Source organism: Alishewanella sp. HL-SH06, from assembly GCF_052656265.1.
This window is the reverse complement of the sequence record NZ_CP199752.1, coordinates 3,668,402-3,683,519: the sequence shown is the minus strand read 5'-3', so window position 1 is coordinate 3,683,519 and position 15,118 is coordinate 3,668,402. Positions and strand designations below refer to the sequence as shown.

Genomic DNA, 15,118 nt, shown 5'->3' with positions numbered 1-15,118 from the left:
AGCGTTATCCGCTTGCGCAATTTCAAAAAAAGTTGTCGTGGGTTTGCGACAAGGCACCTCGTTGTGCCGTTCGGCTATTAGGTCTGCATACATGAGTTATGTTAATATTACGGCCATGTAATGCAGCGAAACAGGCCTGATAAATTCTATGGCAAGACGTACGAAAGCCGAAGCAGAAACCACTCGCGCAGCGATCTTAGATGCGGCTGAACAGCTGTTTTTTCAGTTTGGTGTATCTCGAACCACACTCGAGAAAATTGCTCAAGCCGCTAATGTTACCCGCGGTGCTATATACTGGCACTTTGATAACAAAGCCGATGTGTTTAACGCCATGTTAGAGCGGGTGCGCTTACCGTTTCAGCATTTGTTGGCGGAAGTGGACAGTAATCCGCATGTCGATCCTTTCTTACAGGTGCGAGACCTCATGGTTAACGCCCTACAAATGATTGCCAATAACGAGCAGTTGCATCGTGTGCTGACAATTGTATTCCATCGCTGTGAATATCTCGATGAATTAAACCCGGCCGTAAATAAACAAGATGAATTAGATGCGCAAACCATCGCGGTGATGCAGCGAGCTTTTGCACGTGCCGAGCAAGCGGGGATGTTACGAACGGGTGTATCACCTCGTCTGGCGGCATCGGCTTTTCATATGTATGTTGGCGGTATTATTAGTAGTTATTTATTAAAACCGCAGCAATGCGATTTAGATCAGCATGCCGCTGTATTGATTGATGCCATGCTGCAAGGTTTAAAGCAGCGTTAATCCCCCAGTAACATTAAGCATAAAAAAAGCCGGCTATTTAGTGTGGGACTAAAAGCCGGCAAAGGTACGAATCGGCGGCAGTTTTACCTGCCTACTAAGTTAGGTTTGGCTTTGCTCAGCGTTCGCGCGGGGTTTCTTGGTAAACAAACGCATAATCACCAAGTAAAAGACCGGCACTAAAAACACGGCCAGTATCGTGGCGGAGATCATGCCGCCTAGTACACCGGTACCAATCGCATTTCTACTGGCAGAGCCTGCGCCGCTACTGATCACCAGTGGCAATACGCCAAGTGAGAAGGCCATTGATGTCATAATAATGGGGCGTAAACGCAACCGAACTGCTTCTAAAATGGCTTCGACCAGCTCTTTACCTTGTTGCTGTAACTCGCGTGCAAATTCAACAATTAAAATGGCGTTTTTCGAGGCCAGCCCCATGGTGGTTAACAACCCTACTTGAAAATACACGTCGTTGCCTAAACCGCGCATATACGCTGCTGTTAACGCACCAACAATACCGAGCGGTACAACTAAGATCACCGCAAAAGGCACGCTCCAGCTTTCATACAAGGCCGCTAAACATAAGAACACCACTAAAATCGACAGCGCATATAAAGCGGGTGCTTGTGAGCCAGAGAGTTTTTCTTGATAAGAGGTCGCGGTCCATTCAAAACCAATACCGTTAGGCAGCTGGCCAATAAGCCGTTCCATGGTATTCATGGCATCACCCGAGCTTGAACCCGGTGCCGGTTCGCCTTGGATCTCCAGTGCGGATACGCCGTTGTAACGCTCTAAACGTTGCGGGCCATATACCCATTCGCTGCTGGCGAACGAGGCGAAACTGACCATCTCTCCGTTGTCGTTGCGCACAAACCAACGCTTGATATCTTCAGGTGTCATACGAAATTCAGGTTCGGCCTGCACAAATACTTTCTTCACGCGGCCACGATCTAAAAAGTCGTTAACATAGGTCGAGCCCCAACCAATCGACAGGGTTTGGTTAATATTGCTAAGAGAGACACCAAGTGCTTGTGCTTTTAACTGGTCAACATTAATTTTTAACTGCGGCCCATCTTCCATGCCATTTGGCCGAACACCAACTAAGCCGGGTTCTTGCGCTGCCATACCCAGTAGTTGGTTTCTGGCGGCTAACAGTGCTTCATGACCCACACCGCCTCTATCCTGTAAGAATAAGGTAAAGCCGGTTGCGCGCCCTAACTCGGCAATAGGCGGTAAGTTAAAAGCAAAAATTTGCGCCTCTTTTACCGTCATAAAATAACCCATGGCACGGCCAATCACGGCTTGTACGCTGTCGGAGGCATCACGTAGGCTCCAATCTTTTAAACGCACAAAGGCTAAGCCCATATTCTGGCCGCGACCAGCAAAACTAAAGCCCGATACGGTAAACACTGACTGCACCGCTTGCTCTTGAGCATAATGGCCGGCAATTTTGTCCATTACAGCTTCTGTGCGTTCTTGGCTGGCGCCGGTGGGTAATTGAATTAACGTAAGGAATACCCCCTGATCTTCCTCGGGTAAAAATGACGTGGGTAAGCGCACGAACATCAGTGCCATCACCATCACGATGGCACCATAAACCAGCATTGAGCGTTTTGGCCGAGCAAGCATGCCCGCCACACCGCGCTGATAATTGCGATTGGTTTGCTCAAAACCCCGGTTAAACCAACCAAAAAAGCCTTTTTTTGCCTGATGATTACCGTGGATGGGTTTGAGCATAGTGGCACAAAGGGCAGGTGTGAAAATGATCGCAACCAGTACCGACAGCGCCATCGCGGTAACGATAGTAATGGAAAATTGCTGATAGATAGCGCCGGTTGCGCCACCAAAAAAGGCCATTGGCACAAAGACCGCAGATAATACTAAGCCGATACCCACTAAGGCGCCGGTGATCTGTCCCATAGATTTACGAGTGGCTTCAATAGGGCCTAACCCTTCCTCGCTCATTACCCGTTCAACGTTTTCGACGACTACGATGGCGTCATCGACTAATAAGCCGATGGCCAGCACCATACCAAACATGGTTAAGGTGTTGATTGAAAAACCAAAAGCAGCCATCACGCCAAAAGTACCTAGTAGCACCACGGGCACAGCTAAGGTAGGGATCAGTGTGGCGCGGAAATTCTGCAAAAACAGATACATGACCAAGAATACAAGGATAATCGCTTCAATCAGCGTTTGTACCACTGAGCTAATCGATATTTCGACAAAAGGCGTGGTGTCATAAGGCACCACAGTACTTAACCCCGCCGGGAAATAAGGGCGCAGTTCATCCAGTTTGGCTCGTACCGCGGCAGCCGTATCAAGGGCATTCGCACCGGTTGCTAATTCAATAGCTAAACCCGTGGCCATTTTGCCATTGTAACGGGCGATCACGGAGTAATCTTCACCGCCAAGCTCAACCCGCGCCACATCTGCCAATTTCACGGTTGAGCCATCGCTGTTGGTGCGCAGTAATATTTGGCTAAACTCTTCGGCTGAGGTTAAGCGTGTTTGCGCTAAAATAGCCGCATTAAATTGTTGACCGGGGAGGGCGGGCGAACCACCCAGTTGTCCCGCTGTCACCTGATTATTTTGTACTTGAATGGCCGCAGTAATATCGGCGGGGGTCAGTTGAAATTGGTTTAACTTATCGGCATCTAACCAAACACGCATCGCATATTGGCTACCAAACACTTGTACGTTACCTACCCCGCTGGTGCGGCTTAATGGGTCGCGCACATTGGCCACGACAAAGTCAGCAATATCATCGCGTGTTAAGCTGCCATCTTCAGAGATAAAGCCAACGACCATTAAGAAAGCGCCATTCGATTTAGCCACACGCACACCGGCTTGCTGCACCTCTTGTGGCAGCAAGGGTAAGGCTTGTTGCAGCTTATTTTGCACCTGTACTTGTGCAATATCGGGATCTGTACCGGTTTCAAACGTTAGCGTTAAGCTGATATTGCCTGAAGAGTCTGAGTTGGCCGACAGGTACATCAGGTTATCGAGGCCATTCATGGTTTGCTCGATAACTTGTGTCACCGCATCTTCAGCGGTTTGTGCAGATGCACCGCGATAAGAGGTGCTGATACTGATCGCCGGTGGCGCGATCCGAGGATATTGCTCTACCGGCAGTTGTTTGATGGATAACAAGCCTGCCAACATGATAACGATGGCGATAACCCAAGCGAAGATCGGTCGATTGATAAAGAAATTTGCCATGTGCGACTCCAGGGTTACTGCACAGCAGCAGAATTAGGTGAGGTTTGGGTTGCCGTTACTGTACGAACCGTGGCGCCAGGCCGAATTTTTTGTAAGCCCGCGACAATCACGCTATCTCCTGCCTTGAGGCCTGAAAGCACTTGCCAATCTTGACCCACAGCACGCCCGGTCTCAATGACCCGTGCTTCAACAATGTTATCCTGGGTGACTAACATCACCGATGCTTTACCTTTGGGCGTTCGGATCACCGCTTTTTGCGGCACCATCAGGGCATTTTGGTCGATACCATGCTGTAGGCGGGCTCGAACAAACATGCCAGGTAATAAATTACCCTGATCATTGGCAAACACGGCACGCAAGGTCACCATGCCCGTGCTGGGATCGACATTCACTTCAGAGAATTGCAGGCTGCCCTTTTGCGGGTAAGCACTGCCATCATCTAGTAACAGTTCAACCGTCACTTCGGCACTACCCATTTGCTGATGTTGCCGTTTAAGTTGCATTAATTCGCTGCTTGATTGCGTAAGATCAACGTAGATAGGGTTAAGTTGCCTTACCGTCGCCATCACCTGTGCCTGATTCGCCGTTAACAAAGCTCCTTCGGTTACATTCGAGCGACCAATTTGACCCGCGATAGGTGCCGTGATCTCGGTATAATCTAAGTTAATTTGCGCGGTTTGTAAGGCGGCCTCACTACTGGCAACTGCGGCATTTGCTTGCATTAAAGCCGCTTGAGCATCGTCATAGTCTTGTTGGCTAATGGCTTTTTTACCGATTAACCCTTTTAAGCGATCGGCTTTTAGCTGTGCGTTGTGTTGCATGGCTTTACTGCTGCTTAAATTCGCTTTGGCATGAGCCAAAGCGGCTTGATAAGGCGCCGCATCAATTTTATAGAGCACTTGTCCGGCAGTGACTAATTGACCTTCCGTAAATAAGCGTTGCTTTAAGATACCGTTGACTTGAGGGCGGATCTCCGCCTGACGATAATCCGTGGTGCGCCCGGGTAATTCAGAGATCAGCGGCATAGCGGAATGGCTTAACGTCACAACTTCTACTTCTGGCGCAGGGGCAGTACCTTGAGTGGCACTGGGTTCAGGTTGGCTACAGGCTACTAATAACATGCTGAATGCGGCAGCACTCAATAGTTTGGTCTTAAAACGCATAAAAACTCCTGTGAGGCATAACTGAAAAGTTGCGATAAATAACAGTAGCAGAATAATTGATGCAATATACATACAAGGCTGTATGTTATCAAGCGCAACAAGACTTATCGTGCTGTATGTGCGACTAAAGACTATAAACAGCGGTTGAATGTTGAAAGTGAGTTCGCTTCAGGATCAGAAAGATAACAAGTAATGGCGAGGGGCAGCTTGACTTGTCTTCGCTATATCCATAACTCATGGGCTGGTTCTGTTACTTATGAAACCAACGTTGTAATTAGAACAACGATAAGCCCAATTCTTCAGCAATAGCGGTTATTAGTTGCATGGCCACTACCGAGTTGCCAAACCGGTTGAGCGGTGGACTCCAAGCCGTGATCACCCCAAATTGCGGCACAATGGCAACAATAGCACCACCAACGCCACTTTTTGCCGGTAAACCCACTTTAAACGCAAATTCTCCAGATTGATCATACATGCCACTGGTCGACAAAATGGCGTTAACGCGGTGCGCGTCACGTCGGCTGCAAATTTGTGCTTGGGTGCCAGGCTGCACGCCACGGTTTGCCAAAAACAGCAGGGCTCGCGACAATTCGGCGCAACTAATGGCGGTTGCACATTGATGAAAATACTGCGCCAAAACTAAGGGCACTTCTGCTTCAATATTGCCAAAGCTTTTCATCAAATAGGCGAGGGCCGCATTGCGATTACCGTGCTCTAATTCGGATTGATACACTTGTTGATCGGCATAAATTGTCTCGGTTTGTGCTAAGCGGCGAATAAAGCTAAGAAAAGCACTTTTACTGGAAGAATAATGACTTACCAACACATCCGAGACTAAAATAGCCCCGGCATTAATTACGGGGTTACGTGGAATGCCTTTTTCCCATTCTAGCTGCACAATTGAGTTAAATGGCTGGCCTGACGGCTCCATATTGACGCGTTGCCACAGCTCGTCGTCGAGTCTATTCATCGCCATCACCAGCGCAAAAATTTTCGAGACACTTTGTAAGGAAAACTGTTGCTCAAACGCACCGGCACCACTGACCTTGCCATCCAAGGTGGCGATGGCAACCCCTGCTTGTGCGGGGGCGACCTGTGCCAATGCGGGGATATAGTTGGCCACTTTACCTTCGGTATAGCGCGGCTGATATTGAGTTAATAACCGTTGTAATAAAGCTTCTAAGCTGGGATCGGCATAAGACATAATGGCGAGATATCGTAATAGCAATAAGGCTGCAGTATACCATAGCCAAGTTGAGCATTGCAGGCGCGAGCGCGGTTTAACCTGTTGTCGACCATCAGCGCAGGGCTTGGCTAAACTCAGGTATCGTTAAGCTAGCGTCATAACGAATATTTTGTTCGAGTTGATCAAAGATCCACAACAAATGCCCTACTTTTAGCTGGTTGGCGCCTAAGCGTGAGTTAATACCTTGGATATAAGCGCGAAACTCTCGGCCCAAGCCACATAAATCGGCTTCTTCTGTGGCGGTAAGTAAGGCTTGTTCACTGAGCGGTCGATGTGCATGTTTTTGCGCTTGAGCTAACGCAGAAAAGTCGCGTTGGTAAAAGTACCACAAGGCAAAAGCCATAATAACAAGCATAACGATGACGGCGGCTACGATATTATCGAATAAAAAATTGAACATGGTCTACCTCGTTAGCGGTGAAGCGTCAGAAAAGGTGTGGTTAGCCGAGTGAATCGTTTCATTGGCCATGTTACGTGGTGAGCGGTGTTTTAGCGCAGTTGTTTAGGCGTTTTCTTAACATGATAAGCAGTAGCAATGTCGCTTACTGAGATACCTAAAATCCCAGCTGCGGTAGGCCGCAGCTGGGATGTTCGGTGTAACAGGTGCTTAATTAAAACTGCACGGTATAACGCACACCCAGTTCCCGCGCATCATTGCTTAAAATACGCAGAACATAGTCACCGGTATTCAACCGAGCATTATCATAGCGCTCATCAAGCAGGTTTTGCGCATACAATGACACTGACCAGTCACCCTGAGCCGGTGCATAGCGCAGATCCATATTAATTAACTCACGGCTATCGATTTGGGTAAAGCGGCCACTGTCACTGCTTGGTTCGCCATACATCTCATCGCGGAAAGAGTAATCTAGCCGTGCGGTCAATTCGGCACCGCCTTCCAACGCAAATTTATACGTTGCGCCCAGCGCGGCTGTAACGTCAGGTGTCAACGGTGCAACGGGTTTCACAGCACCGATCTGATCTACATCAACATCGATATAGCCTACTGCGCCATGCAGTTTAAAGGCGTCAGTGACAAACCAGGTGCCTTCCCATTCAATACCACGTGAGGTTTGGCTTACCACTAAGTTTGTGGTGCTAAACCCGCCTTCTGCGGTAGTGCTCACCTGATAGGGTAAATCATCATATTCGGTGTTAAATACCGCAATGCTCATGGCAAAGTTATTATTGATTTGCCCTTTTAAGCCCACTTCGTAGTTTACTGCCGTGATGTTTTCAGAAGCCACTAAGCAATTTGGATCGCCAAACAAGCAGTAAGGACGCGCCGGGAACTGACCTGATTGATAACCGCTTTGGATGCTACCGTAGACATTCAAGCCATTTTGCATGGTGTAGTTTGCGGATAAGTCATAGCTTAGCTGGCTCCAGCTGTCGCTCGCAGTAAAAGCACCAATGCCGACATCGGCAATCACGTCTTTTTTGTCACGGTTAAAACGCAAGCCACCGGCAATACGCAGATCGTCTGTAAGCATATAGCCGACATTCACAAAGATAGCGCGGCTGACTGAGCGCTGATCCAGCTCTAACAGGTTAGCGCCACCGTTAAAACGTGAATCGGCACCTTGCCGATTGCTGCCTTCTTCGGTGAAATAATAAATCCCAGAAACAAAATCGACTTCTCCGAGGTAACCATTTAATTGCAATTCAGCAGACGTTTGATCCGCATTACCCACTTCAGGATAGTGATCTAAGCTAAAAATAGTGGCGTCATCATCTAAGCCGGCTTTGTAGTCAGAGGTGCGATGACTAATGATGGCTTTAGTGGCTAAGGTCTCGGTCAGGCCGAGATCCATGGTCAGTGATAAACCGCTGGCAGAATTACTGACTTCAGTGACTTCTTTAGTACCTGTGGCATTATCATAAATATTAGCCGCTACATCGCTGTTACGTAGTGGGCCTGCCGGAGTGGGTTGGCCAAAACGCTCACCAGTGTAATAAGCACCCGTAGGCACTTCATCTATTAACGTGGTGTAAGGGCGCAAGCCGCCCTTACCGTCGTTAGCATCAGCGGTAAGGGTAAAGCTTAAATCGTCTTGTGGCGAAAATTTAATAGCTAAACGCCCATAAGCTTCTTGGGTTTCACCCACATCATATTTGGCATTAGGCACGTTAATAAATTTACCTAAGCCATCACGCTCGTTATAGCCGGCATTTAAGTTGAAGGCGAGGGTATCGGTCAATTCATGATTAACAAACACATCGCCTTTTAAGCGACCGCGTGTTCCGACGCTGACCGTAGCCTTATTCAGAGCGACTTCATCTGGTTGTTTCGTAATAATATTAATGGCACCGCCAATGGAATTACGACCATACAAGGTGCCTTGTGGACCACGTAACACCTCAATGCGCGCAATATTATTCAGGTTCCAGTTTTGACCGACTTGGCGGCCAAGATACACGCCATCCACGTAAACACTGACACCCGGATCGGTGGTGATCAGGTGATCTTGCAAACCGATACCCCGAATAAAAGGGTTAGCCGACGAAGTGTGACCAGCAGAAAAACCCGTGACATTTAAATTGGGAACAAATTTACCGACATCGGTTAAATCAGTAATACCTTGCTCGGCTAAGGCGTCGCCGCTGAACGCGCTGATGGCCACAGGCACTTCATAAATGGCTTGTGTACGTTTAGTAGCAGTAACTTCAATCACTTCAATTTTGCTTTCGCTATTAGCCGCAGCTTGTTGTGCTAGCGCTGAAGTGCTAAACAAACCTGCCATCGCCATAGCAATGATGCTTAGTTTGGTAGATACAGCAGGTGTCAGCTGTAGAGTTGGCATAAGGTGTCATTCTCCTGAGTAGACTGCCCAACCTATGGGCAAACCCGCGGAGTATAAATGCTGAATAGCTATATGAAAACCATTACCTCGCATTTAGCTCACCGTTTTTAATTGATGCTAATAGAGCGTAACTGAGGCGATAATTTGTGCCTGAGAAGATAAAATGTAGACGATATTTTGATTAAAGGTTTTACTCTCTTTTTCAAAATGCTTTTTGGTAAAACATTTTGGCATTTTGTTATGGCGGTTAAAGATTCGGCAAGGTGATATTCGTTGCAAACAGCACATGCTATGATCTGGCCCCTAAATAAGGTGTTCCATAGAGAGTATTTAGCTTGTTAACTACGGTAAAAATGTCACTAAATGGCTTGATAGGCCTTTGTCGCAAAGGGTCTTTGGTAGGGATATTTTTGCTGATCGGGCTTAGCGGTTGCGCCACCGTGTCGGTGTCGAATGTGGATAGCCGCGAGTATGTTAAGCAGCGGCGAGGCGATGTGTTAACTACGGGCACCATCAGCCAATATACAGGTGTCGTGCTGCAAATACTTGGGCTAGATCAGGCAAGCTGTCAGCGCAAAGCGGCTGAATGTGCCGAGATATTAAGTACCGGTTTAGGTTTAACCAGTGAACAACGCCTATCGGCGATGGCGGAACTGTGGTTACATCAAGCCTTATGGTATAGCCGTCCACGCAATAAAGATGTGCTGGCCGAGGTCGATGCCTACCTGATGAGCGCTCGCTATGCTTACGCTTATTTATTTTATTCTGGTGTGACGCCGATTAATCGTTTGTTTGAAGACCGACAAACGCAAGTGCGCGATTACTACAACTTTGCTACTCAACAAGCCGCAACCTTATTATTCTCACAGCAACAACGACGTTGGTTGCAGGACAGTGCTGTTACCTTACAAACCGAGCGTTGGCAGTTACGTAGCCAGTTGCAACATCGGCGCTTTCGCGAGCAAGCACTTCCTGCGCAGCTTGTGCCCACTAACACCTTGTCATTTCAAGGCTTGCGCAATCAATATCGCCGCGATGGTCTCGGTGCTGAATTAGTGGCCGTCAGTGCGGCGCCCACGCAATTAAATTTGCAGCAAGGCTATAGCGAATTACCCTCGCCGGTAGTAACAGCTGTATTGAGTTTTGGCGGTAACACGTTGGCGGAAGTATTAAGCACTGATCAGGTGACCTTGCATGTGCTAGATCCACTGCAACAGCAACAAGTAACGATTGCGGGGGCTGACATTCCGCTAGCGGCTAATTTTACCGCCGGTTACGGTTTATGGCTGGCGCGTTCTGATTTTTCTCGGCAAGCATTTTGGAATTTAATGGGCGCAAGCGATTCATTAGCGCAGCCACATTTATTTATGCTGCAGCCTTATGACCCTAATCGTAAAATTATCATTATGTTACATGGTATTGCTAGTAGTCCTGAAGCCTGGGTTAATACGGCGAATGAGGTTTTGGGTGATGAAAAGCTGCGTGCCAACTATCAGTTGTGGCAATTGTATTACCCTACGAACCTACCTTTGGTTCTGAATTTACAAGCTATACGCCAACGTATTACGCAAACCTTACGGCAGTTTGATCCTGAAGGCTTGGCTCCGGCTTCAGAAGATATCGTGATCATTGGTCATAGTATGGGTGGGCTATTGGCGCGTTTATTGGTGTCTGACTCGGGTGAGAAATTATTGTATGCCGTTAGCGAAGAGCATAAATTAGATTTAAAACGTCAGCAGCGTTTTTTTCAAAGCTTTCGTGATGATTTTACTTTTTCAGCTTTACCGGGGGCGAATCGGGCGATTTTTATTGCGACACCACATTTGGGTACGGCGGTGGCAGATTATCGTTTAGCTCGCTGGTTAGCCGGGCTCATTACCTTGCCCGTGACGGTGTTAGAACGTGTGGCCGAAGCCGCTGAGCTGTTAAATGATCCCAGCAGCAAGAGCCAAGCGCGGGTGCCACTGCGGATCACCAGCATTGAAAACCTCAGCGATAGCGATAGTTTTATCATGGCGGCGGCACGCATTCCGATTAATGCTGCGGTGCGGTATCACTCGATTATTGGGGTAGAACAACCCAGCTTACCCGTGGCCCAACACACGGATGGCGTAGTACCCTATTTAAGTGCGCATTTACCGGAAGCTCAATCAGAGATGGTGATCCGTTCGGGACATAGCGTACAAGAAACCTCGGCTGCCATTTTAGAGATCCGCCGTATTTTGCATCAGCACCTCGCTGAGTTAACACGCTAAACGGCAAGTATTTCCGTTTGCGTTAGATCAAGGCTGAGTCAGTGAAAGCTCAGTATACTGCCGTCTTAGCTTAATAAGGGGTAGCAGATGCAAGCGATATCATGGGATGCGGCGTTAATTGCCAAATACAACATTAACGGACCGCGTTACACCTCTTATCCAACCGCGTTAGCGTTAGATCCTGCTTTTGACTCGGCCATGATTACCCCCGGGCTGCAAGACGCTCCGTCTGAGCTGAGCTTATATATACATATTCCGTTTTGTCATCAGCTTTGCTATTACTGTGGCTGCAATAAAATTGTCACGCGGCATCAGCACAAAGCTGATCAGTATTTAACGGCATTGGCGCAAGAAATGGCGCTGTATCAAGCTAGTGTAGCCGATAAGCGTATCACGCAATTGCACTTGGGTGGCGGCACACCCACCTTTTTAACGGAAGCGCAGTTAACGCAATTAATGCAGTTAATTCATCAGCATTTTCAGCTGACAACTGAGGCAGAGATCAGTATTGAGATCGATCCGCGCAGTTGTATCGAGCAAAAGCTGCGACATTTACGCCAACTGGGGTTTAATCGTGTCAGTTTTGGTGTGCAAGATTTAGACGAGAAAGTGCAAATTGCCATTAACCGAGTGCAAGAAACCGAGTTGATCCGCCAGCAAGTGCAATTAAGTCGAGCACTGGGTTTTAGCTCGGTCAATCTGGATCTGATTTATGGCCTGCCATATCAACAGCCCGACAGTTTTGCTGAAACCTTAGCCGAGATTATCCGTTTATCACCCGATCGCATTTCATTATTCAGCTATGCGCATTTACCAGAGCGCTTTGCCGCGCAGCGTAAAATTCCCCACGACAGTTTACCGGCTGCGCCTGCAAAGCTGCAGTTATTGCAATTGGCGATCACGGCGTTAGTAGGAGCCGGTTATCAATTTATTGGCATGGATCACTTTGCTAAAGCCAGTGATCCACTGGCGATAGCGCAGCAGCAAGGCCATTTGCAGCGTAATTTTCAAGGCTATACCACAGCCGGGCAAGATGCGTTGTTAGGGTTGGGCGTGTCAAGTATTAGCCAAATCAACGGTGTATTGTGGCAAAACAGTAAGGTATTAGCCGATTATTATGCTGCCTTACAGCAACAACAGCGCCCAGTTGAGCGTGGCTTTAGTTTAAGTGAGGATGATCGGCTGCGCGCTGCATTGATTAGCCAACTCATTTGTCATTTTAAACTGGATATCACTGCTTTTTGCCAGCAATGGCAGTTAATCGATTTTTGGGGATATTTTGCCGATGCGGTGCCGCAGTTGCAGCCGTTTATCACCGATGGATTACTTGTCGCCAATGACAGTGAGTTAACAGTGACTGCCTTAGGTCGACTATGGGTTCGCAGTATTTGTGCCTGCTTTGATGCCTATTTAACGCAAAGTCAGCAACGTTATTCCAAGGTAGTATAAATCGGCATAGGGCAGGGTAAGTTGACTTTTTTAATCAAAATGCTGAAAAAGCTTTCAGCAGTGGTTCAGTTGTACAGTGCAAGATTAACGGGTGTTTAGCAGAAAGTGGAGGCTATTATGGCCACAACAATCACCAAAACCCTGTTTGCTGTTTCTTTGTTAACGCTGGTACAACTGCCAGTGCTCGCGCATCAAGCTTCGCCCGTTGCCATTGAGCGAGTAGGTCATGATGTGTTGGTGTATACCTTAAGGCGGGCTGCCGATGAATTAGTGAGAGTGGCCCGCATCGATCCGGTGCAACAAGGCTATAGCCGATATTACAAGGTTAAGCATGCAACACCGCGTATTGTTGCCAAGCAGCGTCAAGCATTACAGCAGTTAGCCCATGAACATCAGCGTCATCTGGTGTCGTTAGAGCGTCAGCTTGACCGCGAATTAGCGCAATTATCTGATGCTTATCAGCACAGTCATCACAAAGCCAAACCCAAACAAAAGAGCAAAGCAAGACAAGCGTATCAACGTAAAGTTGAGCGGGCTTATGATAAGTTTGCGCATCAAGTAGAAGTAGCGCATAACCAATTTGACAGACAGCGTGAACAGATCTTGCTTGCGAAATACAGTTATCAGCCGCATGGGCGCGGTTAACCAAACACACGTATAGAAATGAGCGGCTATCGTAATTGATAGCCGTTCGGTTAAATCATCAACCAACCGCTAATGGCAAAAGCGCTTAAGGCCAGTGCTCCACAAAACAGCGCATAGGGCAATTGCGTTTTAACGTGCTCGAGCAAATCACAGCCCGCGGCGACGGAACTTACTGCCGTGCTGTCAGAAATAGGCGAGCAGTGGTCACCAAAAATCCCGCCGCTTAAAATGGCGGCTAATACCAATTGAGGGGGTAAATTTAATAAGGTCACCATGGGAATGCCAATGGGGATTAAAATGGCGAAAGTACCCCAGCTAGTACCGGTGGTGACTGACATTAAAGAACCGGCTAAAAACAGCAAGGCTGGGATTAAAAAATGCGGGATATTTTGATCGACCATACCGGCAATCACGGTGCCGGTGCCTAATACTTTTAAGCTACTGCCTAGCGCCATCGACAGCAGCACAATAGTCACTACTGGCAGTAATTCAGACATACCTTTAAAACCCATATCCACTAACTGCTGATGCTGGAAGCGGCGGCTGATAATCATCATGGCATACGCCACTAAACAGGCTAACACGGTGGCATATAGCACCGAGCGCGACCCCGAGCCCTGCACTAACTCGCCGTTACCGGTTAAAAACATAAAGCCAATCATTGAGCCTACTAAGGTTATTAACGGTAACAGCATAAAGGCTGGATGGCTGGCCGGCGTTTCAATTTCTGTTTGCGGTAATTGCTCGCTGGCGCGCTGTTCTACCCGTTTTAACGGGCCATATACTTTGCCACTGATAATGGTATACAGCACCACGGCTAGCGTAAATAAGGCATAAAAATTCAACGGGATACTGCCTAACAGCACTGAAATGGCCGGCATCGGTAACTCATAAGTACTTAATAAACCAAGCACATAAGCCCCCCAGCCATTGAGTAAAATGATAATACAAATAGGCGAGCTGGTACTGTCGATGATATAGGCAAGCCGAGCACGGCTCATCTGAAATTTATCAAATAAACCACGGGTGCTAATCCCCTTGGTTAGCGAGCTGAGGTTCGATTCAATAAAGGTAAAAAAGCTGATACCAAAGGTCAGTAAACCGGCTTGACGGCCAGAGCGGGCAATACCTTTTCGTACTAAAAAATCTACCGTTGCGGTAACACCGCCAGAGAGGCGTAAATAAGCTAATAAACCACCGACTAACAAGGAAAACATTAAGATCCGAGCATTACCATCATCAGCGGTAACCGCAACAATACGCTCTAAGGTTTGAATACTGCCATCAAGCAGCAAACTCGCACCAAAGCCTTGTCCTTGCTGCATGAAAATCAGTAGTTCGGCGGTACAGAGAGATAATAACAGCGCTAAGATCACTTCTTTACGCCAGAGCACAACCGCAATCGCCACGATTGCCGGTAACAGGGTGAGCCAATTTGCCAAGATGTTCTCCGTTTTATGCGGGATCTGCTGGATGATTTCGGCCATAACGCTCAGGCGCTGGGTTCATCGCAGTTTGGATAATTTATGATTTTATACAGGCTAACTGCGCCTTCTGCAAGCGCGAACCCT

10 protein-coding genes are annotated in these 15,118 nt (G+C 47.8%); 4 read left to right on the top strand and 6 right to left on the bottom strand.

All coding sequences use genetic code 11. The annotated features are described in order from the left end of the window. The first annotated feature begins 148 nt into the window (after nucleotides 1-148). Nucleotides 149-766, top strand: a complete 618-nt coding sequence (locus tag ACUJFK_RS16980; RefSeq protein ID WP_445425574.1) for a TetR family transcriptional regulator — start codon at nucleotides 149-151, stop codon at nucleotides 764-766. 99 nt (nucleotides 767-865) lie between these two features. Here the strand turns inward: ACUJFK_RS16980 and ACUJFK_RS16975 are convergent, their stop codons facing one another. The 5 genes from ACUJFK_RS16975 to ACUJFK_RS16955 form a co-directional block, all read right to left on the bottom strand. After that, nucleotides 866-3,985, bottom strand: a complete 3,120-nt coding sequence (locus ACUJFK_RS16975) for an efflux RND transporter permease subunit (protein WP_445425573.1) — start codon at nucleotides 3,983-3,985, stop codon at nucleotides 866-868. A gap of 14 nt (nucleotides 3,986-3,999) precedes the next feature. Then, nucleotides 4,000-5,148: an efflux RND transporter periplasmic adaptor subunit gene (locus ACUJFK_RS16970; RefSeq protein ID WP_445425572.1), complete on the bottom strand. Its 1,149-nt coding sequence runs from the start codon at nucleotides 5,146-5,148 to the stop codon at nucleotides 4,000-4,002. 274 nt (nucleotides 5,149-5,422) lie between these two features. Then, on the bottom strand, nucleotides 5,423-6,376 hold the full coding sequence (glsB, locus tag ACUJFK_RS16965) for a glutaminase B (protein ID WP_445425571.1): 954 nt from the start codon (nucleotides 6,374-6,376) through the stop codon (nucleotides 5,423-5,425). Between the two features lie 70 nt (nucleotides 6,377-6,446). Further along, nucleotides 6,447-6,794 (bottom strand): hypothetical protein, encoded by a 348-nt coding sequence (locus ACUJFK_RS16960; protein WP_445425570.1) that lies wholly within the window; start codon nucleotides 6,792-6,794, stop codon nucleotides 6,447-6,449. Between the two features lie 211 nt (nucleotides 6,795-7,005). Further along, nucleotides 7,006-9,198, bottom strand: coding sequence for a TonB-dependent receptor (locus ACUJFK_RS16955; protein WP_445425569.1), 2,193 nt, complete (start codon nucleotides 9,196-9,198; stop codon nucleotides 7,006-7,008). Between the two features lie 410 nt (nucleotides 9,199-9,608). On the opposite strand from ACUJFK_RS16955, the gene ACUJFK_RS16950 reads away from it, so the two are divergent. From ACUJFK_RS16950 to ACUJFK_RS16940, 3 genes are all read left to right on the top strand, one after another. Then, complete coding sequence (locus tag ACUJFK_RS16950; protein ID WP_445425568.1) at nucleotides 9,609-11,453, top strand: esterase/lipase family protein; 1,845 nt, start codon at nucleotides 9,609-9,611, stop codon at nucleotides 11,451-11,453. 87 nt (nucleotides 11,454-11,540) lie between these two features. Continuing rightward, nucleotides 11,541-12,902, top strand: a complete 1,362-nt coding sequence (hemN, locus tag ACUJFK_RS16945) for an oxygen-independent coproporphyrinogen III oxidase (RefSeq protein ID WP_445425567.1) — start codon at nucleotides 11,541-11,543, stop codon at nucleotides 12,900-12,902. Nucleotides 12,903-13,019: 117 nt separating this feature from the next. After that, the gene (locus ACUJFK_RS16940; protein WP_226751944.1) at nucleotides 13,020-13,547 is read left to right on the top strand and encodes a hypothetical protein; all 528 of its coding nucleotides are present in this window, start codon (nucleotides 13,020-13,022) and stop codon (nucleotides 13,545-13,547) included. A 50-nt stretch (nucleotides 13,548-13,597) separates the two neighbouring features. On the opposite strand, the gene ACUJFK_RS16935 is transcribed toward ACUJFK_RS16940, so the two are convergent. Further along, nucleotides 13,598-15,034: a Na+/H+ antiporter NhaC family protein gene (locus ACUJFK_RS16935; protein WP_445425566.1), complete on the bottom strand. Its 1,437-nt coding sequence runs from the start codon at nucleotides 15,032-15,034 to the stop codon at nucleotides 13,598-13,600. Nucleotides 15,035-15,118 lie beyond the last annotated feature (84 nt).